Source organism: Escherichia sp. WS1450, from assembly GCF_046487395.1.
Classification (GTDB): Bacteria; Pseudomonadota; Gammaproteobacteria; order Enterobacterales; family Enterobacteriaceae; genus Escherichia; species Escherichia coli.
In genome coordinates, this window is sequence record NZ_JBJQJO010000026.1 from 1 (window position 1) to 19,410 (window position 19,410).

General features: G+C 51.4%; 14 protein-coding genes and 1 pseudogene. 5 read left to right on the plus strand and 10 right to left on the minus strand.

Annotation, left to right across the window (positions count from 1 at the left end; all coding sequences use genetic code 11):
* Window positions 1-727 (plus strand): annotated as a pseudogene (locus ACJHYR_RS22550) (IS3-like element IS1397 family transposase); the annotation flags it as partial.
* 56 nt (window positions 728-783) lie between these two features.
* On the opposite strand, the gene trmL reads toward ACJHYR_RS22550, so the two are convergent.
* The 7 genes from trmL to ACJHYR_RS22585 all read right to left on the minus strand — a co-directional run bounded on the left by trmL (window position 784) and on the right by ACJHYR_RS22585 (window position 12,239).
* Window positions 784-1,257, minus strand: coding sequence for a tRNA (uridine(34)/cytosine(34)/5-carboxymethylaminomethyluridine(34)-2'-O)-methyltransferase TrmL (gene trmL, locus ACJHYR_RS22555; protein ID WP_000932347.1), 474 nt, complete (start codon window positions 1,255-1,257; stop codon window positions 784-786).
* A gap of 72 nt (window positions 1,258-1,329) precedes the next feature.
* A complete protein-coding gene (gene lldD, locus ACJHYR_RS22560; protein WP_000586962.1) occupies window positions 1,330-2,520 on the minus strand; it encodes a quinone-dependent L-lactate dehydrogenase in 1,191 nt (396 codons plus the stop codon).
* Window positions 2,517-3,293, minus strand: a complete 777-nt coding sequence (gene lldR, locus ACJHYR_RS22565) for a transcriptional regulator LldR (protein ID WP_001304974.1) — start codon at window positions 3,291-3,293, stop codon at window positions 2,517-2,519. The genes lldD and lldR overlap by 4 nt, the downstream gene beginning before the upstream one ends.
* Window positions 3,293-4,948 carry an L-lactate permease gene (lldP, locus tag ACJHYR_RS22570; protein WP_001297977.1) on the minus strand — a complete coding sequence of 552 codons (1,656 nt, stop codon included), beginning with the start codon at window positions 4,946-4,948 and terminating at the stop codon, window positions 3,293-3,295. Before lldP ends, lldR begins: the two co-directional genes overlap by 1 nt.
* A 410-nt stretch (window positions 4,949-5,358) precedes the next feature.
* Window positions 5,359-10,590 carry a YadA-like family protein gene (locus tag ACJHYR_RS22575; protein WP_021526556.1) on the minus strand — a complete coding sequence of 1,744 codons (5,232 nt, stop codon included), beginning with the start codon at window positions 10,588-10,590 and terminating at the stop codon, window positions 5,359-5,361.
* A gap of 43 nt (window positions 10,591-10,633) precedes the next feature.
* Window positions 10,634-11,317, minus strand: coding sequence for a DUF3251 domain-containing protein (locus ACJHYR_RS22580; RefSeq protein WP_001049687.1), 684 nt, complete (start codon window positions 11,315-11,317; stop codon window positions 10,634-10,636).
* A 559-nt stretch (window positions 11,318-11,876) separates the two neighbouring features.
* Window positions 11,877-12,239: a YibL family ribosome-associated protein gene (locus tag ACJHYR_RS22585; protein WP_000665680.1), complete on the minus strand. Its 363-nt coding sequence runs from the start codon at window positions 12,237-12,239 to the stop codon at window positions 11,877-11,879.
* A 283-nt stretch (window positions 12,240-12,522) separates the two neighbouring features.
* On the opposite strand from ACJHYR_RS22585, the gene yibT reads away from it, so the two are divergent.
* A complete protein-coding gene (gene yibT / locus ACJHYR_RS22590) occupies window positions 12,523-12,732 on the plus strand; it encodes a protein YibT (protein ID WP_000517100.1) in 210 nt (69 codons plus the stop codon).
* 11 nt (window positions 12,733-12,743) lie between these two features.
* Here yibT and mtlR read toward each other — a convergent pair whose 3' ends face one another.
* The 3 genes from mtlR to mtlA all read right to left on the minus strand — a co-directional run bounded on the left by mtlR (window position 12,744) and on the right by mtlA (window position 16,621).
* Window positions 12,744-13,331, minus strand: a complete 588-nt coding sequence (gene mtlR, locus ACJHYR_RS22595) for a mannitol operon repressor MtlR (RefSeq protein WP_000228269.1) — start codon at window positions 13,329-13,331, stop codon at window positions 12,744-12,746.
* Window positions 13,331-14,479 carry a mannitol-1-phosphate 5-dehydrogenase gene (gene mtlD / locus ACJHYR_RS22600; RefSeq protein ID WP_059327908.1) on the minus strand — a complete coding sequence of 383 codons (1,149 nt, stop codon included), beginning with the start codon at window positions 14,477-14,479 and terminating at the stop codon, window positions 13,331-13,333. Before mtlD ends, mtlR begins: the two co-directional genes overlap by 1 nt.
* A gap of 228 nt (window positions 14,480-14,707) precedes the next feature.
* The gene (gene mtlA, locus ACJHYR_RS22605; protein WP_000093252.1) at window positions 14,708-16,621 is read right to left on the minus strand and encodes a PTS mannitol transporter subunit IICBA; all 1,914 of its coding nucleotides are present in this window, start codon (window positions 16,619-16,621) and stop codon (window positions 14,708-14,710) included.
* Between the two features lie 536 nt (window positions 16,622-17,157).
* Between mtlA and ACJHYR_RS22610 the strand changes: the two genes are divergently transcribed.
* From ACJHYR_RS22610 to ACJHYR_RS22620, 3 genes are all read left to right on the plus strand, one after another.
* Entirely contained in the window at window positions 17,158-17,520 is a 363-nt protein-coding gene (locus ACJHYR_RS22610) for a DUF3302 domain-containing protein (RefSeq protein WP_000479624.1), read from the plus strand.
* 2 nt (window positions 17,521-17,522) lie between these two features.
* Window positions 17,523-18,659 carry an HlyD family secretion protein gene (locus tag ACJHYR_RS22615; RefSeq protein ID WP_000364939.1) on the plus strand — a complete coding sequence of 379 codons (1,137 nt, stop codon included), beginning with the start codon at window positions 17,523-17,525 and terminating at the stop codon, window positions 18,657-18,659.
* Between the two features lie 70 nt (window positions 18,660-18,729).
* Window positions 18,730-19,338, plus strand: coding sequence for a glutathione S-transferase (locus ACJHYR_RS22620; protein ID WP_000779792.1), 609 nt, complete (start codon window positions 18,730-18,732; stop codon window positions 19,336-19,338).
* The last annotated feature ends 72 nt before the right edge of the window (window positions 19,339-19,410 follow it).

A 19,410-nucleotide genomic window follows, 5' to 3' on the forward strand; every position in this document is an offset into this window, starting at 1 on the left:
TGATGTGAAACAGCTCATAGCCTCCATCTTCCATGAACACCGGGGATGTTATGGGTACCGGCGGATCCATTGTGAGCTTCAGAAAAGAGGTCTTAAGTTCAGTGGCAAAACGGTGCGAAAACTGATGCAACAGCTCGGCCTGAAGTCTCCTGTGCGCCTGAAGAAATACCGGTCTTACCGGGGAAATATGGGACTCGCTGCAGAAAATATCCTTCAGCGGCAGTTCAAAGCGGAAGCTCCCTGTGAGAAATGGGTGACAGATATCACCGAATTCAGGGCTGGCGGACAAAAACTGTACCTGTCCCCGATACTTGATTTGTTTAACGGGGAAATCGTGGCGTGGGAAACGGCCTGCAGGCCTACAGAGGAGCTGGTGAAGCGGATGTTAAATAAGGGGCTGGAAAGCCTTGCTGAAGGGGAGAAACCGCTGCTCCACAGTGATCAAGGATGGCATTACCGGATAAAAAGTTATCAGTCCGCCCTGGCGGACAGAGGGTTAGTGCAGAGCATGTCGCGCAAGGGCAACTGCCTTGATAATGCGGTAATGGAGAACTTCTTTGGTCACCTGAAAGAAGAAATGTACTATCGCCGGGACTACAGAAATGTAGAAGAGCTGGAAAATGCCGTTAACGAATACATAACTTACTGGAATCAAAAAAGAATAAAACTCAGTCTTGGGGGACTCAGTCCGGTAGAATACCGGACTGAGCATCAAAAAGCCGGTTAACTGAAACTGTCCAGGTTTTGGGGTTCAGTTCAAATCATCTATCCGGCATACAGTAACTAATCTCTCAACACCGCTCCCGGATATCCCAGCTGCCGCCAGGCTTCATACACCACGACCGACACCGCATTGGACAGGTTCATGCTGCGGCTGTCCGGCACCATTGGAATGCGAATTTTTTGTTCAGCGGGCAGGGCATCGAGAATGCTTGCTGGCAGGCCGCGCGTTTCCGGGCCGAACATCAGATAATCGCCATCCTGATAGCTTACGGCGCTGTGAGCAGGCGTACCTTTCGTGGTGAGGGCAAACAGGCGCTGGGGATTTTCTGCTTCGAGGAACGCGCGATAGTCATGATGACGCGTAACGGCGGTAAACTCGTGATAGTCCAGCCCCGCGCGGCGCAGGCGCTTATCGTCCCAGGCAAATCCCATCGGTTCGATGATATGCAGACGAAAGCCGGTATTAGCGCAAAGACGGATGATGTTGCCAGTATTTGGCGGAATTTCTGGTTCGTAAAGTACGATGTTTAGCATACTGCCCCCTTAGTGCGGGGGCAGGATAGCAGAAAATTGGTGATTGGTACGGCCTTTTCCCCTCACCCCCAACTATGCCGCATTCCCTTTCGCCATCGGAGCCAGTGCCGCAGGCAACTCTTTACCCAGCCCTTGCACCAGCGAATCTTGCGTAATTTCACTGATCGATTTCGCGCCAGTCAGCGTCATTGCCACTTTCATCTCTTTCTCGATTAGATTAAGCAGATTTGCCACGCCCGCCTGGCCCGCTGTTGCCAGCGCATACAGGAAAGCACGACCCAGCAGTACGGTGTCGGCACCGAGCGCAATCATACGCACGACATCAAGCCCGTTACGAATCCCGCTATCCGCCAGAATGGCGATATCACCTTTCACGGCATCCGCAATAGCAGGCAGTGCACGGGCAGAAGAGAGCACACCGTCCAGCTGGCGGCCACCGTGGTTAGAAACCACAATTCCATCAGCACCAAAACGTACTGCATCGCGCGCATCTTCCGGATCGAGGATCCCTTTGATCACCATCGGGCCATCCCAGAAATCGCGGATCCACTCAAGGTCTTTCCATGAGATGGACGGATCGAAATTATTCCCCAGCCAGCCGATGTAATCTTCCAGTCCGGTCGGTTTGCCGAGGTAAGCCGAGATATTACCTAAATCATGTGGACGACCGTTCAGGCCCACATCCCACGCCCATTGCGGATGCGTCACCGCCTGTAAGTAACGGCGCATTGCCGCATTTGGGCCGCTCATACCCGAGTGTGCATCACGGTAACGCGCGCCCGGTGTCGGCATATCCACGGTGAAAACCAGCGTCGAGCAGCCTGCCGCTTTTGCTCGCTCCAGTGCGTTACGCATAAAGCCGCGATCGCGCAGCACATAAAGCTGGAACCACATCGGACGTTTAATGGCTGGAGCGACTTCTTCAATCGGGCAAACGGAAACCGTCGAGAGAGTAAACGGAATGCCATGCGCATCCGCCGCTTTGGCAGCCTGAACTTCGCCACGACGCGCATACATGCCACACAAACCCACCGGAGCCAGCGCCACCGGCATCGACAATTTCTCATTAAACAGCGTCGTTTCCAGGCTTAAGTCAGACATGTTTTTCAGAATACGCTGGCGCAGCGCCACTTCTGACAAATCTTCCACGTTGCGGCGCAGCGTGTATTCAGAATATGCACCCCCATCCATATAGTGGAACAGGAACGGCGGCAGAATGCGTTGTGCTGCGGCGCGATAATCGCTGGCTGCGGAAATAATCATGCGTTTTTCTCCCTCGAATGCTCATTATGGTCACCAGGCAGGCGGGTAATGCGTGCATGGCGAGCTTGATCTTCATCGAATCGTTTCATGGTGGTGTGAACAAAGCTAAGGTGCGCCATCATTGCTTTACGCGCCCCGTCAGCATCACCGGCAAAAATGGCGTCAATGACTGCCTGATGTTGTTCGGTCAGCTGTGAAAAAACCGGGGGTACCAGATACATTCGCTGGCGGCTATGCTTCACAGAGGATTGCAGGACATCGAAGAAACCGCGCATGGTTTGCAGCAGCACGATGTTATGTGAGGCTTCGGCAATCGCCAGATGAAAACGAACGTCCGCTTGTGAGGCGAGATCCGGGTCTTCACTTAGCGTTGCTTCAAAGCAAAGCTGAATTTTCTCTTTTTCGCCTGGTGTGGCGCGCATTGCCGCATGCCACGCGGTGCTGGCTTCAATGGCGTAGCGGGCTTCCAGAATATCGAAACTGTAATCCGGATCATCGGCCATCAGCGTTTTCAGCGGTTGGACGATGTTTTGCTCCGACCATGTGTCATGACGCCAGCGAATAAACGTCCCGCCGCCGCGTCGACTAAGCAGCACGCCTTCGCTCACCAGTTTTGCCAGCGCCTCGCGCAGTGAATTACGTGATACGCCGAGTTGCATCGCCAGTTGACGTTCAGCGGGCAACTTCATGCCCGCCTCCAGGTTTTTTTCATCAATCAGCGCCCGCACACGATCGGCAACCTCGTCTGACAGGCGTCTGGGTAAAACAATCATTAAGGAATCATCCACGTTAAGACATAAGCCTGAAGCGTGGTGATCACGCCCACCATACAGGTGAAGATCAGGCTGTGTTTGACGGTAAAGCGGAACAGATCTGACTCTTTGCCTACCAGGCCTACCGCCGCACAGGCGATAGCGATAGATTGCGGAGAGATCATCTTACCGGTGACACCACCGGTGGTGTTGGCGGCAACCAACAACAGGTCAGAAACGCCAATTTGTTGTGCTGCAGTGGCTTGCAGGGCGGCGAACAGGGCGTTAGATGAGGTATCCGATCCGGTCAGGAAGACACCAAGCCAGCCGAGGAACGGCGAGAAGAAGGTGAATGCATGGCCGGTGTGCGCCAGTGCCAGCGCCAGCGTTGATGATAGTCCGGAATAGTTCGAGATAAAGGCGAACGCCAGCACCATACCGATGGAGTAGATAGGCAGAGCCAGTTCTTTCAGCGTGCTGCCGAAGGTGCTGATAGCGTCAGATGGTTTCATCTTCAGCCAGACAATCGAGAGCAGGGCAGCAAAAAGAATGGCGGTACCGGTGGCAGAGAACCAGTCGAACTTAAACACGGCGGCATACGCTGTCGCTTCACTGACCACTGGCGGCATACGGGCAACCAGTTTATCGAGGTACGGCACCGGAATATTGATCACCCATTCATACAGCGCACCACCCGAAGCGAACAGGGCTTTAAACGGTGGAATACTCCACAGCGTTACGGTGGCGGTCAGGAACAGGAACGGTGTCCAGGCGCGAAGCACCTGACCTGCGGTGTAACCGGTGTGAGCCAGCGTCATATCAACCTGTGACGCCCCCAAGTCACCGAAGCGGAATACGCGCACTGGTTGCCAGCGTTTGAGGAACAGCGTCAGGCAGAGCAGTGATACCAGCGAAGAGATAATGTCTGGCAGTTCCGGCCCAATGAAGTTAGAGCTGAGGTATTGAGCAATGGCAAACGAACCACCTGCAACCACGACCGCAGGCCACGTTTCTTTGATTCCGCGCCAACCGTCCATAATCGCCATGATCCAGAACAGCACGATAATGGTCATAAACGGCAGCTGACGCCCCACCATCTGACCAATCTCAAAGCTGTCGATGCCTGTTACCTGCCCGGCGACCAGAATCGGAATGCCCATCGCGCCAAATGCCACTGGCGCGGTGTTAACAATCAGGCACAGTCCGGCGGCGTAGAGTGGTTTAAAGCCCAGACCGACCAGCAATGCGGCGGTAATTGCTACCGGAGCGCCAAAGCCTGCGGCTCCTTCAAGGAAAGCGCCGAAACAGAAACCGACGATCAGCATTTGCAGGCGCTGGTCAGGGGTTATCGAAAGAATAGACGAGCGGATGATGTCAAACTGCCCGGTTTTCACCGAGATCTTATAGACGAACACTGCCGCAATAATGATCCACGCGATGGGCCACAAACCGTAGAAGAAGCCATAAACCACCGAGGCCAGCGCGTTAGCGACCGGCATTTTATAGAACAGCAAAGCCACGGCAAGGGCGATTGCCACCGTCCATGAGGCGGCGACATAACCTTTGAGTTTGAGCTTAATCAGCGCAAAGAAGAAAAACAGGATGGGAAGCGATGCTATCAGACTGGAAAGCCAGATATTCCCGGCGGGATCGTAGTTTTGTTGCCAGAGATTCATTGCAGGTCTCCTGCAGTCCACGCACATCGTGTAATGAGTCTGATGCTCATCTCCTTGTCACACGTTGTGTAAAAGTGGTACTGCCAATTGTGTTGTGTAGGGATAATGACAATGAATGGTTAACTAAATGTTATGTATTGGCAACATTGATGTGAGTTTTAATTGGAGATCTGTGAACCAGAGGTCAGATAAGCGAAGAATTGGTAGGGCCAATCTTGGGAGAGAGGTAATGAAGAAAAGGGCAATTCCCATCAGAGAATTGCCCCAGATTGTTGAACTGGTGCGCCTTATCTTGCCGGATGCGGCGTGAACGCCTTATCCAACCTACAGGAATGTGCTGAATCACCCCGTAGGCCTGATAAGCGTAGCGCATCAGGCAATGTGGCGTTTACCCATTCGTTAATGGATGATTACCACTGAATACCGGCACCGAGCGCGGCGGAGTATTCACCCTGGCTATTGGTACTACCTTGTAATTTGTAGACCCAACGACCATTGGCGCTCACCATCGACACACCTAAAGCAACAGCCGATTCACCATTGTAAGTACCGCCACCAATAGAGGCCATGCTGGCACCTGGAGTGTAAGCCTGCGGCAGACCGGTCATTGCCATTGCAGAAGCGATACCACCGCTCAACTTGCTTTCGGTTTTGGACAGTTTGTTATCCATCTCAACCATCCGCTGATCGGTATATTGCTTCGTTTCCTGCACGCTTTGCTTCAGCTGCGCATAGTTCACTGCGTCGTTGTTGTTCACGCCAGCGGAGACGTTGCTGATGCGAGTCGTACCGCCATTACCACCACCGAGAGTGATGTTGCTGTAGTCTACAGAGCCATCAGCTTTGGTGTCGTAACGAACGCCGCCTGCCTCAGAAGACTTCAGCTGCGAAACGTTAACCGCATCGGTGGCATTAACACCTGCAGCAACGTTGGTGATACGACGCTGGTTGGTAGAAGAACCCACAGAGATGGTATTTTCTTCGTTGGCCACGGAGCCTGTACCCAGCGCGACGCTGTTGTCAGCGGCAGCAATGGAACCAGAACCAATCGCAACACTATCTTTACCCTGCGCGTTGGCATCTACGCCATCGGTGTTGGTCTTGAAGTATTTGGTGCTACCGGTGGTTACGATATCGCCAATGCCGTTTTCGATATTGGTAACGCGAGTATCCAGATTCGTCACCTGATTGTTCAGGTTAGTAATGCTCTGGGTATTCTGGGAAACCTGCGCGTCCGTTACTTTCAACTGACCTACGTTAACCGCATCGGTATCCGCTGAACCAGCCGCGACGTTGGTGATCTGACGTTGACCGTCTTCACTGCCGACAGAGAATTCACCGACAGAATTCTGCGGTGCGTCCATGTTGTAGGCGGTGTAATCAGTTTGCGCACCACGGGTGGTCTGGGAACCACTACCCATCGCAATACTGTTTGCATGATTTGCACTCGCGTTGCTACCAATAGCAATGCCATTAAGTGCATTCGCGTCCACGTAGGCACCATAACCGATACCAATACCCACATTACCATTAACGATAGTTTTCGCGCCCATTGCTAGCGAGTCTTCACCTACTGCCAGTGAATCTTCAGCTGTTGAGTTAGCGTGGAAGTATTTGGTCGGCGTGGTAGCGACTGCACCAATGGCATTTTGCAACTGGCGAACCGTAACGGCGTCATGGGCTTCGGAACCATCGGCTACGTTGATGATTTGACGATATTTACCGTCATCACCAATAGACAACGCACCAAGTAGTTCGCCATCCGTGGTGTCATAACCAATCACAACACCTTCTTCCGACACGCTGGTGTCACGAGAACCTTTAACTATTACACGGCTGGAAACAGAACTGCTACCCAGGGCGATACCCGTATCAACGGAGCTGCTGCTACCTTGACCAATGGCTACGCTGCTTTCGCCTGAGGCGACAGCGTTATAACCCACAGCCGTAGCGCCAATACCTGAAGCGCTGGCATCGTTGAACGCTAAGCCGTTGTCGTTGGTACGTACATAGTTAATGCCCGCACCGTTATCTTCGATGTAGGTTTCGCTGGTGTTACCGGCAAGCTGATTGATGATTTCGCTGTTCTGCTGGATCAGCATATTGGTGTTAAACAGCTGAGAACCGTTGATGGCGTCAGTGCTGCCTTCGCCAATGTTACCATCAGCAACATTTGTGATGATGCTGGCCTTGCCGTCATGGCTGGCGTTGTAGGCACCTGCGCCGTCATTGGCTGTTGCATCCCACAGCAGAGCGTTATCGTCGAGCGCATCCAGGGCGTCACCGACGTTGTTGTACTCGGCATTTGCAATGGTGTAAGTCGGCGCAGTAATAGAACCATCAGCGTTAACTTCTGCGTCACCACCCAGGGCATCGGCAATGTACTTGTTGGTGGTATACAGTTGTGAACCGTTAATGGCATCGCTGCTGGTGGCAGAGATTGCACCGTTAGCGACGTTAGTGATTACACTGGCTGTTTTATCTTTTCCGTGAGCGGCGCTAAATGCACCATTGCCATCATTGGCTGTTGCATCCCACAACAGAGCGTCATCCAGCGTGGTATCGATCGCTTCCAGCGCGTCACCGACGTTGCTGTAACTGCCGCCAGCGATGGCATAAGTCGGTGCGGTGATTGTGCCGTCAGCATTGACTTCTGCGTCACCACCCAGAGTATCGGCAATGTACTTGCTGGTGTCATAGAGCTGTGAGCCGTTAATAGCGTCGCTGCTGGTAGAGGAAATTGCACCGTCTGCAACATTAGTAATGATGCTGGCTGTGTTATCTGTCCCGCGACCGGCGCTAAACGCACCGTCACCGCCCTTGGCGGTCGCATCCCAGAGTAGGGCGTCACCGAGTGATGTGCTAAATGACGTGTTAATGGCAGCCAGAGCATCACCGACGTTATTGTAATCAGTACCACCAATAGTGTAGGTTGGCCCGGTTAATACACCCGCATCGCTGATATCAGCACCACCGCCAAGGTATGACGTAAATGAATCAGCTAAGCCATAAAGTTGTGAGCCATTAATAGCGTCAGTGCTATCAGAGGATACAGTGCCTGCCAGTAAGTTGGTGATTTTGCTGTCAGTACCGTTGGTGCCGTGTTTGGCACTGAATGCACCCGCCGTAGCGTTCCACAGCAGGGAATCGTCACCGAGACTGTCAACAGCGTCAGTCAGGTTGGTGATGTTGGTGGTGTTCGTGGCGATATTGGTGGTGTTGGCTGCCACGGCATCGTTAGTGGTTTTGAGCTGAGAGCCGTTAACCGCGTCAGTGCTGCCAGCCGTCAGGTCACCGTCTTTGACGTTAGTGATTTTGCTGGTGGCATCAGTACCGTGCGCGGCGCTGAATGCCCCCGCAGTAGCGTTCCACAGCAGGGAATCGTCACCGAGGCTGTCAACAGCGTCAGTCAGGTTGGTGATGTTGGTGGTGTTCGTGGCGATATTGGTGGTGTTGGCTGCCACGGCATCGTTAGTGGTTTTGAGCTGAGAGCCGTTAACCGCGTCGGTGCTGCCAGCCGTCAGGTCGCCAGCGGTGACGTTGGTGATTTTGCTGGTGGCATCAGTACTGTGTGCGGCGCTGAATGCCCCCGCTGTAGCGTTCCACAGCAGGGAATCGTCACCGAGGCTGTCAACTGCGTCAGTCAGGTTGGTGATGTTGGTGGTATTCGTGGCGATATTGGTGGTGTTGGCTGCCACGGCATCGTTAGTGGTTTTCAGCTGAGAGCCGTTTACCGCGTCAGTGCTACCAGCCGTCAGGTCACCGTCTTTGACGTTGGTGATTTTGCTGGTGGCATCGGTACCGTGCGCGGCGCTGAACGCGGTGCCATTCCACAGCAGGGCATCGTCTTTAAGGTCGCCAACGGAATCCGTCAGGTTGGTGATGTTGGTGGTGTTGGTTGCCACATTATCGTTAGTGGTTTTGAGCTGAGAGCCGTTAACCGCGTCGGTGCTGCCAGCCGTCAGGTCACCGTCTTTGACGTTGGTGATTTTGCTGGTGGCATCGGTGCCGTGCGCGGCGCTGAACGCGGTGCCATTCCACAGCAGGGCATCGTCTTTAAGGTCGCCAACGGAATCCGTCAGGGTATTGATACTGTTAGTGTTGGTGGTGATATTGGCAGTATTGGTCGCTACGTTATCGTTGGTGGTTTTCAGCTGAGAACCGTTAACCGCATCCTTACTGGTATCAGAAATAGCGCCGTCTTTAACGTTGGTGATGGTACTGGTAGTATCTGTACCATGTGCCGCACTATATGCCTTTTTAAGGGAGTCCCATTGTAACGTATTATTGTCCAGGCCCGTTAAGGCGTCGCCAACAGTGCCGAAAATACCACTTTTCAGCCTGTAATTTGGGGAAGTAACGACGCCTTGCGCATTGACGGTAGCCCCCCCACCAAGATTGTCCGCTACTGACTTACTGATAGCATAAAGCTGTGATCCATTGATGGCATCAGTACTGGTAGTGCTGATATCACCTGCTGCCATATTGACAATTTGTCGCTGAGCTGTTGTGTTACCCACAGAAACAGTATCCGCGTCAGTCGCTACAGAACCAGCACCCAGAGCAACTGAATTTTTCCCCTGAGCACTGGCTTGAGCACCAATTGCAGTGCCATTTTCTAAACCGGCATAACTGCCTTGTCCAAGAGCAATAGCATTTACACCACCTGTAATACTACCATTACCCAGCGCGATAGCATTTGCGCCGTCAGCTTTATTCCCTTGACCGATGGCAATTGCGCCAGCCGCTACTGCCTGACTTTGATTGCCCAGAGCAATCGTGTTGTCGACATCTGCAATACTGCCGGAGCCCAACGCGATACTATTAAGTCCATTTGCCTCCGCGTTAGTACCAACTGCCGTCGCATTTTCAGCAGCTTTGCTCTCTGCACCCATAGCAATCGCGTTTGCGGCGTTGGCGGCGGATAGTCTACCGAATGCGAGGCTGTCTACGCCAGCTGCAGCACTGTTGCGGCCTACTGCAATCGCGTTAGCTGCAGATGCGGCGCTACTTGCACCCAGCGCCATTGCATATTCTTTCGACGCATTAGCCGTGGCTCCGAGGGCGATACTCATAATTCCTAAGGCCTTGCTTTCACGTCCAAATGCGATGGCGTCATCAGCACCAGTCTCTGCGTGATCCCCTTGTGCAATAGAAAATTCACCTACTGAGTTCGCATAACGACCAAGTGCGATTGAAAATCCACCCGTTGACGTTGCCGATGCACCTATAGCGAGGCTTCGCTCACCTGCTGAGGTAGTGTTAATCCCTAACGCCACTGATGCTTCGCCAAGCGAATGGGTCTTAGCACCGAGGGCTGTTGACCACCTTCCGTCAGCAGTTGAGTGATAACCTACTGCGGTGCTGGAGCCACCCCCGGTGTCTGTAAAACTATTTGCTTTTGCATCTTCACCGATAGCAACCCAGCCTGTTCCTGTTCCCTGGCCATAATTGACGCCCTGACCGTTGTCCCTTCCTGCCTGAGCCTGTACCCCAAACGACGACAACATTCCCCCAGCAACCAGGGCAGAAATTAACAGCTTACTGCGCCCGGATTTCTTGCCACGGCTTTTTGCCGTTTCACTGGCAACGGTGTAACTGCCTGTTGCCGGATTCCAGATAACTTTAAAAATTTTGTTCATTATTGATGCTCTCTATTCCTTGATATAAGCGCAGAAGCTGCATTTATTTTTTGTTTTTTCGCTGCCGAGTTTCAGCAGGTTGAACAGTGTCGAACTGGAGATTGGCCATATTGATGGACAACTTCAGATACTTCAGGTTATTAGGCGAAACGCCTTTTAATGTCAGATTAATGTCTTGCCATTGACCAGGCATTAATTGCAGAGTGGAATTCATGGTGGTGTTGAAAAGTAATTGTTGCCACTTTGCCAGAGCTTTGGCATCGGTGGGTCTTTCATTGCCCCATGTCGCATGAAAGCCAATATTTGATACGGGAACGCTTAAAAGGTTAACCAGCGAAATACGAATAACACTGCCATTTTCAACCGCATCAATAGCCAGCACCCGGCCTGCCAAACCGACCGATCCGTTATTTAAAATAAAATATTGTGTTTGTGCTGGGTTAAATTCTGTAAAGACAAATTCGTCCTGCTTGTCTTTAACCGCTTTCACCACGCCAGCGAGCGTCTTGGTACTATTTATGACAGTAGTTTGTTGTTTTTCAAAATGTTCTATCTTTCGCTTATCGAGTTCCTGCTGTTTCTCAAGCGCCTCAATTTTGCTTTTTTGCAACTCTTGCTGTGTAACGAGTTCGTCGACCTTACTCGCTTTTTCAATATAGTCACACCCTGCCAATAAGCAGAGAGGCACTATTATTAACACGCTTAACAGTGTTTTCTTTAGGTTCATAGGATGAATTCCTTTTCATAATCCCGATACGTTGATAATTACAGTACAATCATTTTTTTATGAATGATTAGAGTGGGGCATATCCGCCAAATAAATTTGTTAGAGAATTTTTGTATTAATGGGTTGTGCGAATATGTTTTTAAGTGTCAAACAATTTTAGTTTGTAGCCAATAAATAAATTGATCGCGCGGATTTTAATGATCGGTGTCAATCAATGTCAAATGTTTCACCGGATAAAGGCCCAAGGCAGGGAAAGGTAAATATTCAGTTGAGTGATGTTTTATTGCGGGGTTTGCGATGCTGATAGAAAAATTTAAATAATTAATTATGTTTCAAGCATTGATATGCGGTAATTCATTGTTGATATTGATACATCATTCTTTAATTTGTACCTGCTTTTCAGAATTTAGCCTGCTCCGATCGCTCAGAAGTGTAGGTGGCGTTGAATATATAATGTTAAGAACGTTATAAATATTCGATCTCTGAAACAGGCTCCTGCATGTGCCAGCAGGAGCGAGTAAATCGTGAGTGGCTGTAATTACAGCGACGAGAAAGGAACTTAAAACGCAGTCTTAGAGAACCCTGTCATCTCTTGCAGGCCCATTTCGCGGCCCAGCGCGGTCATTGGGTGCACAACCACCAGTCCGCGAACGCTCTTCTTCAGCTTGCCCATATCAGCTTGCTCTTTTTTAGTAATCGCGCGCTGGAACGGCATCTTCATCAGCTTCTGTGCTTCCTTACTGAGTTTCTGGCTGTGAACTTCGCGCAGGCGAGCAATTTCTGCTTCCAGAGTGGCTTTCTCTTTTTCCAGTTCGGCATATTTGTCTGCGGCTTCAACCAGCGACAGATCGGCCTGCTGGTGGCGGATGGCGTCCAGGCGATCGCTGAGACGTTTGATTTCGTTTTTTTCGACTTCTTTCATGTGATGGCTTCTGATAAAGATAAATTTATAGCCCCTAGTATGCGCGACCAGGTGCTTTGTTCACAACTGATGACATTGCAATAGTTCTATAACGTAAACATTAACATGCTTAAAAACTACGCAATTTATTGATTAATTAAGAAATTTAAAGAAAAAAGATAGTTAATAGAAACGGATGATTATTGAGGATTGAGCACGTTTTCCTTAATGTCATTTATACCGGGATCTAAACTAAAATTGGCGGCCGCGCATTCCCGGCGCGGGGTAATACGGAGATATCATCATGGGCAAATTAGGTGAAAACGTTCCGCTTCTTATCGATAAAGCCGTAGATTTCATGGCATCGAGCCAGGCGTTCCGGGAGTATCTGAAAAAACTACCTCCCCGTAACGCGATTCCGTCCGGAATACCTGATGAAAGCGTGCCGTTATATCTACAACGTCTGGAGTATTATCGTCGGCTTTATCGGCCGAAGCAGGTAGAGGGGCAGTAAGCAGACGTTGCTTACTTTTGGAAGGCTTTTTTTAAGCTGATTTTGGAAATCAGCTCTGTCAGTGAAAGGACCATTGTTGATCGCACAGCCTGTTGGTAACGCTGAATTTGCATTGCATACAAACTGGAGTCTGCAGGTTCAAACTGTGGCGGCGGTGGTAACGCCGCCACGCAATGCAGTTCACCAAAGGGTCCAAGGATTTCGTCGTCGGTAAACGCGTACTCGTTGCCGTCGTGATTTAGCTCTTCACGCAATGCCATCAGCAGTTCCGCATCTTCGTATTCCTGGCGGTTAATGACGCCCAACCCGTAAATGAGTTTTAAACGCACAGAAAGATCGCCCAGCGGACCGTCGCCGTCGAGTAACGGTTCTACAGCATACTTCACCGCGTAATCGTCTTTGCGGAATACCTGAAGCACCAGAAGATTTACCGCCTCGGTCAAAAGCTCGACGGCGGTGATCAGAAAGCTTCGCACGGTTTTGCCAGCATTCAGACGCTCAAGCACACGGTTTTCAAAGGCCTGGGTTTGTTCCATTGTTGCCTGCATATCTGACAATCTGTTATTCGGGCGCAGGGTATCCTGCGCCTGGTCCACCATTATTGCATTGCTTTATAAGCGGTTACCGCCTCGGATACAACCTCGCTGTTGGCATCAAGACCGGAAATCTGTGCCAGCGCCGCCAGCGGACCTTTGTCAGCGATCAGTGCTGCCAGTTCCTGAGCCTGCGGATCATCTTCACTGCGGAAGTGCATTGCAGCGGCAATACCTTCAATCAGGTTTTTATGTGGCAGACCATATTCCAGCGTTCCGAGCAGTGGCTTGATCAGACGGTCGCCAGCACTCAGTTTACGCAGCGGCTGACGGCCTACGCGCTCTACATCATCTTTCAGGTACGGGTTCTCGAAACGACCGAGGATTTTCCGGATGTACGCCGCATGTTTGTCTGCGTCAAAGCCGTAGCGCTTGATCAATACTGCACCACTTTCTTCCATCGCACCTTTTACCACCGCGCGGATTTTCTCGTCGAGAATCGCATCACGAATGGTCTGATGACCCGCCAGTTTTCCGAGGTACGCGGTTATAGCATGACCCGTATTCAGGGTGAAGAGTTTACGTTCGACAAATGCCATCAGGTTGTCGGTTAACTCCATGCCTGGGATGTTCGGCAGCGCGCCTTTGAACTGGGTTTTATCAACAATCCATTCGCTGAATGTTTCTACCGTCACTTCCAGCGGATCGTTGGTTGCAGAAGCCGAAGGCGGCACGATGCGGTCAACGGCGGAATCAACAAAGCCAACGTGTTCTTCTACCCACGCTTTGGCATCTTCCGGCAGGGCGTTCATTACATGGCATTTCAGCTGCGTGGTGCCGCGTACCATGTTTTCACAGGCGATGATGTTCAGCGGGGATTCATTACCTTGTTCTTTACGTTTCACCAGCCCTTTGGCGATTGCCGGGGCAATACGTTCCAGCACAACCGGACCAACGGCGGTAGTGACTAAATCAACCTGAGCAATCAGATCAACGACATCATCACCAATGCTGCTGACGGCATTGACGCCGGAAACGGTATCTACCTGCTCGGTTTCACCGACCACATGAACCTGATAGCTATGACGGGCATTCAGGGCATCAAGTACCACCTGATTGACATCGGCAAACGTCAGTTGGATACCCGCGTCTGCCAGCAGTTTACCGATAAAGCCACGACCGATATTACCTGCGCCAAAATGTAATGCTTTCATAGTATTAACCTTCATCAATGTTTTTACCCGAGAGGGCTGGGGTGAGGCTTTTCCCTCACCCAAACCCTCTCCATGTGGAGAGGGGCCGTGCCGGATGCGGCGTAAACGCCTTATCCGGCCTACAAGAACGTGCAAATTCAACAAACTGCGCTTTGTTTTGTAGGCCTGATAAGCGTAGCGCATCAGGCAATAAGCCCCACCTTCTCCATGTGGAGAGGTGGGATTGGATTACTTACGACCTGCCAGCAGTTCCAGCACTTCATCCACGCTGGTGGTGTGTGCCAGACGCTCGATGACAGACTCATCATCCAGTGCATTGGTCAGACTGGTGATAACCTGAATGTGCTCGTTGTTACGGGCAGCAATACCAATCACCAGACGGGCAATGTCATCTTCTTCTTCACCGAAGCGCACGCCTTCCGGGTACTGGCAGAACACCACGCCCGTTTTCAGTACGCGATCTTTTGCTTCAACCGTACCGTGTGGCACAGCGATAGACTCACCCAGATAAGTCGGGGTCAGTTTTTCACGATCCAGCATCGCCTGAACGTATTCTGGCTCAACGTAACCGCCTTTCACCAGTTGCTCGCCAGCAAAACGAATCGCTTCTTCTTTGGTTGCCGCTTTGCGACCGAGGAAGATGTTCTCCGCGCCCAGTTTGAACAGGTTAGCACTGGAATCGTCAAAGCTGTCTTTCAGACTGTCTTTCACTTTCACTTCGTTTTCAGTATGGCGCTGGGCAGCAACCAGACGTTCGGTCAGGCTGGTGTACAGGCCGCTGTCGAGGAAGTTGGTCAGCGAAATATGCTGTGCCTGCGGAACCTGGCGCATAGCGCGTTCGGTCAGGTCACGGTGAGTGATGACCAGGTCCACATCTGGCGGCAGGTTGTTGATCGCGCTGTTAGTGACCGAAATCTGCGACAGACCTGCATCCTGAATTTTCTTACGCAGCACACCTGCGCCCATCGCACTGGAACCCATACCGGCATCACAGGCAACGATGATTTTACGTACGTGGCTCAGGTCGTTAGTCACATCGCCCGCAGACAGCGGAGACGCGCCTTTAGACTCAGCTTTCATGTCCTGCATACGACGAGTTGCTGCTTCAATATCATCTTCTTCTTTCACTTTGCTGGTTTTCAGCAAAATAGCAGAGACAACGAAGGAGACAGCCATCGCCGCACACACACCCGCGATGTTAGCGAAATAAGCACCTTTTGGTGTCATCGCCAGTACCGCAAGGATAGAACCCGGAGATGCCGGAGAAACCAGACCACCGCCCAGGATAGTCAGCGTGAACACGCCAGTCATACCACCGAGGATAACGGCCAGAATCAGACGCGGATTCATCAGCACATACGGGAAGTAGATTTCGTGGATACCGCCCAGGAAGTGGATGATTGCCGCACCGCCCGCAGACTGTTTAGCGCTACCACGACCAAAGAACATGTACGCCAGCAGCACGCCCATACCCGGACCTGGGTTAGCTTCAATCAGGAAGAAGATGGATTTACCCAGTTCATGGGACTGCTGAATACCCAGCGGCGAGAAGATACCGTGGTTAATGGCGTTGTTGAGGAACAGGATTTTCGCCGGTTCAACAAAGATAGACGCCAGCGGCAGCATGTCATGGACAACCATGAAGTTAACGCCCGCAGCCAGCATTTTGGACAGGGCTTCAACAATCGGGCCAATGCCGAGGAATGCCAGAATAGCGAGGATCATCCCGATGATGCCTGCGGAGAAGTTATTCACCAGCATCTCAAAACCGGATTTGATCTTACCGTCTACCCAGCGGTCGAAGTGCTTAATGCACCAGCCGCCCAGCGGACCTGCAATCATAGAGCCGAGGAACATCGGCATGTCTGCGCCGACGATAACGCCCATGGTGGTAATGGCACCGACTACGCCGCCACGTTCGCCGCCTACCAGCTTACCACCGGTATAACCGATCAGCAGCGGCAGGAGATAAGTGATCATCGGCCCGACCAGCTTCGCCAGCGTTTCGTTCGGTAACCACCCTGTTGGAATAAATAACGCGGTGATGATACCCCACGCGATAAACGCGCCGATATTTGGCATCACCATGTTGCTGAGGAAACGACCAAAGCTTTGCACTTTGATCTTAATATCGGATGACATAAAAACACCCCTTCTTATGTTTGCTGTCGCGCAGGCTGGAAGCCCGAGGTTTTTTGTTAATGTGGCGGCAGAGGTAGCCGGACCTTGTAGATACTGCGAAATCTGGCACTGAATCGGTTAACTGTCCAGTCGACGGCCTTTTGTGTGATATCGGTCACATAAATATAGGGGGTAGAGAGGTAATTGACGTGATGCTCATCACAAAACTCTTGTGTAAAAAAGCAACAAGGCGGCGATTTTCGCTAAAAATGGCATTTAAATGTGAGTAATGTCACATTTTTGTTTTGTTGGTTTGTTGAATCTTTGTGATCTGAATCACAAGATATTTTCTTACGGCGTTCACCTGATGTGATCTACAGCATGTTATGCCCTCGTCATAAAATCGTTATGTAACTAAGCAACTCATCACCTCTAAAAATTATTCTTTGGTGTTATGGCGAGAATCGCGAACCCGAATTATTGTCAAAATATCAGCCTGACTCCCTTCTGGCTGCCAGCCAAAAAACAACACTGATAAACGTGAATCCGAGGCAGATATGTTTCTAAACTATTTCGCGTTGGGAGTGCTGATCTTCGTCTTTCTGGTGATTTTTTATGGAATCATCGCGATACATGACATCCCTTATCTGATTGCCAAAAAGCGCAACCACCCCCATGCCGACGCTATTCATACAGCGGGCTGGGTGAGCCTGTTTACTCTGCATGTTATCTGGCCGTTTCTGTGGATCTGGGCGACGCTCTATCAACCGGAGCGCGGCTGGGGCATGCAGTCACATGTTGCGTCGCAAGAGAAAGCGACTGACCCGGAAATCGCCGCACTTTCTGACCGAATTTCCCGGCTGGAGCACCAACTCGCCGCCGAGAAAAAGACTGACTATTCCACGTTCCCGGAGATCTAAATATGGATCTATTGATTGTTTTAACTTACGTGGCGCTGGCGTGGGCGGTCTTTAAAATCTTCCGCATTCCGGTGAATCAGTGGACGCTGGCGACGGCGGCGCTGGGAGGCGTGTTTCTGGTGAGTGGTTTGATTTTGTTGATGAACTACAACCACCCTTACACTTTTACCGCGCAAAAGGCAGTGATAGCGATCCCCATCACGCCACAGGTGACGGGAATTGTTACTGAAGTCACCGACAAAAATAATCAGCTTATTCAAAAGGGCGAGGTGCTTTTTAAACTCGACCCGGTTCGTTACCAGGCGCGAGTTGACAGACTTCAGGCTGACCTGATGACGGCGACGCATAATATAAAGACGCTGCGCGCGCAGCTCACTGAAGCGCAGGCCAACACCACCCAGGTTTCAGCGGAGCGCGACCGTCTGTTTAAAAATTATCAACGTTATCTGAAAGGCAGCCAGGCGGCGGTGAATCCGTTCTCGGAACGTGACATCGACGATGCGCGGCAAAATTTCCTCGCGCAGGATGCGCTGGTGAAAGGCTCGGTGGCGGAGCAGGCGCAGATCCAGAGCCAGCTCGATAGTATGGTTAACGGCGAGCAATCGCAGATTGTGAGCTTAAGAGCGCAACTTACTGAAGCAAAATATAACCTTGAGCAGACTGTCATTCGCGCGCCGAGCAATGGCTACGTTACTCAGGTACTGATCCGCCCAGGTACATACGCAGCTGCCTTGCCGTTGCGTCCGGTGATGGTTTTCATCCCCGAGCAAAAACGGCAAATTGTCGCCCAATTTCGGCAAAACTCGCTGTTACGTCTGAAACCCGGCGATGATGCGGAAGTGGTGTTTAACGCGCTACCTGGGCAGGTGTTCCACGGCAAACTGACCAGTATTTTACCTGTCGTGCCAGGCGGTTCTTATCAGGCGCAGGGGGTATTGCAATCATTAACGGTCGTGCCCGGCACGGACGGTGTGCTGGGAACCATTGAACTGGACCCTAACGATGATATCGATGCCTTACCCGACGGCATTTACGCCCAGGTGGCAGTTTACTCCGACCATTTCAGCCATGTTTCGGTGATGCGGAAGGTGCTGCTAAGAATGACCAGTTGGATGCATTATCTTTATTTGGATCATTGAGACTTATATCACCTGTGTTTTGCGTGAGCCTGAGCCATACTGATATTTTTCCTCGCACAAAGGACTCGGCATGAAACTCGTCGGTAGCTACACCAGCCCGTTTGTACGCAAACTTTCTATTCTGTTGTTAGAAAAGGGCATAACTTTCGAATTTATTAATGAACTGCCCTATAACGCGGACAACGGCGTGGCGCAATTTAACCCGTTAGGGAAAGTGCCGGTGCTGGTGACCGAAGAGGGCGAATGTTGGTTTGATTCGCCGATCATCGCTGAATATATTGAATTAATGAATGTCGCTCCGGCGATGTTGCCGCGCGATCCGCTGGAGTCGTTGCGGGTGCGCAAAATTGAGGCGCTGGCGGATGGCATTATGGATGCCGGGCTGGTATCGGTGCGTGAACAGGCGCGTCCGGCGGCGCAGCAGTCTGAAGATGAATTGTTACGCCAGCGGGAGAAAATCAACCGCAGTCTGGATGTGCTGGAAGGATATCTGGTCGATGGCACGCTCAAAACCGATACGGTCAATCTGGCGACTATCGCCATTGCCTGTGCCGTCGGATATCTCAATTTCCGCCGCGTTGCGCCAGGCTGGTGTGTCGACCGCCCACACTTAGTCAAACTGGTCGAAAACCTGTTTAGCCGCGAAAGTTTTGCTCGCACCGAACCGCCAAAGGCTTGATGCGCGATATGTCCTCCTGACCCATCTCACGTTACAATCCGTGGTTATGTTAAACGCCCTTCTCCGTGTGAG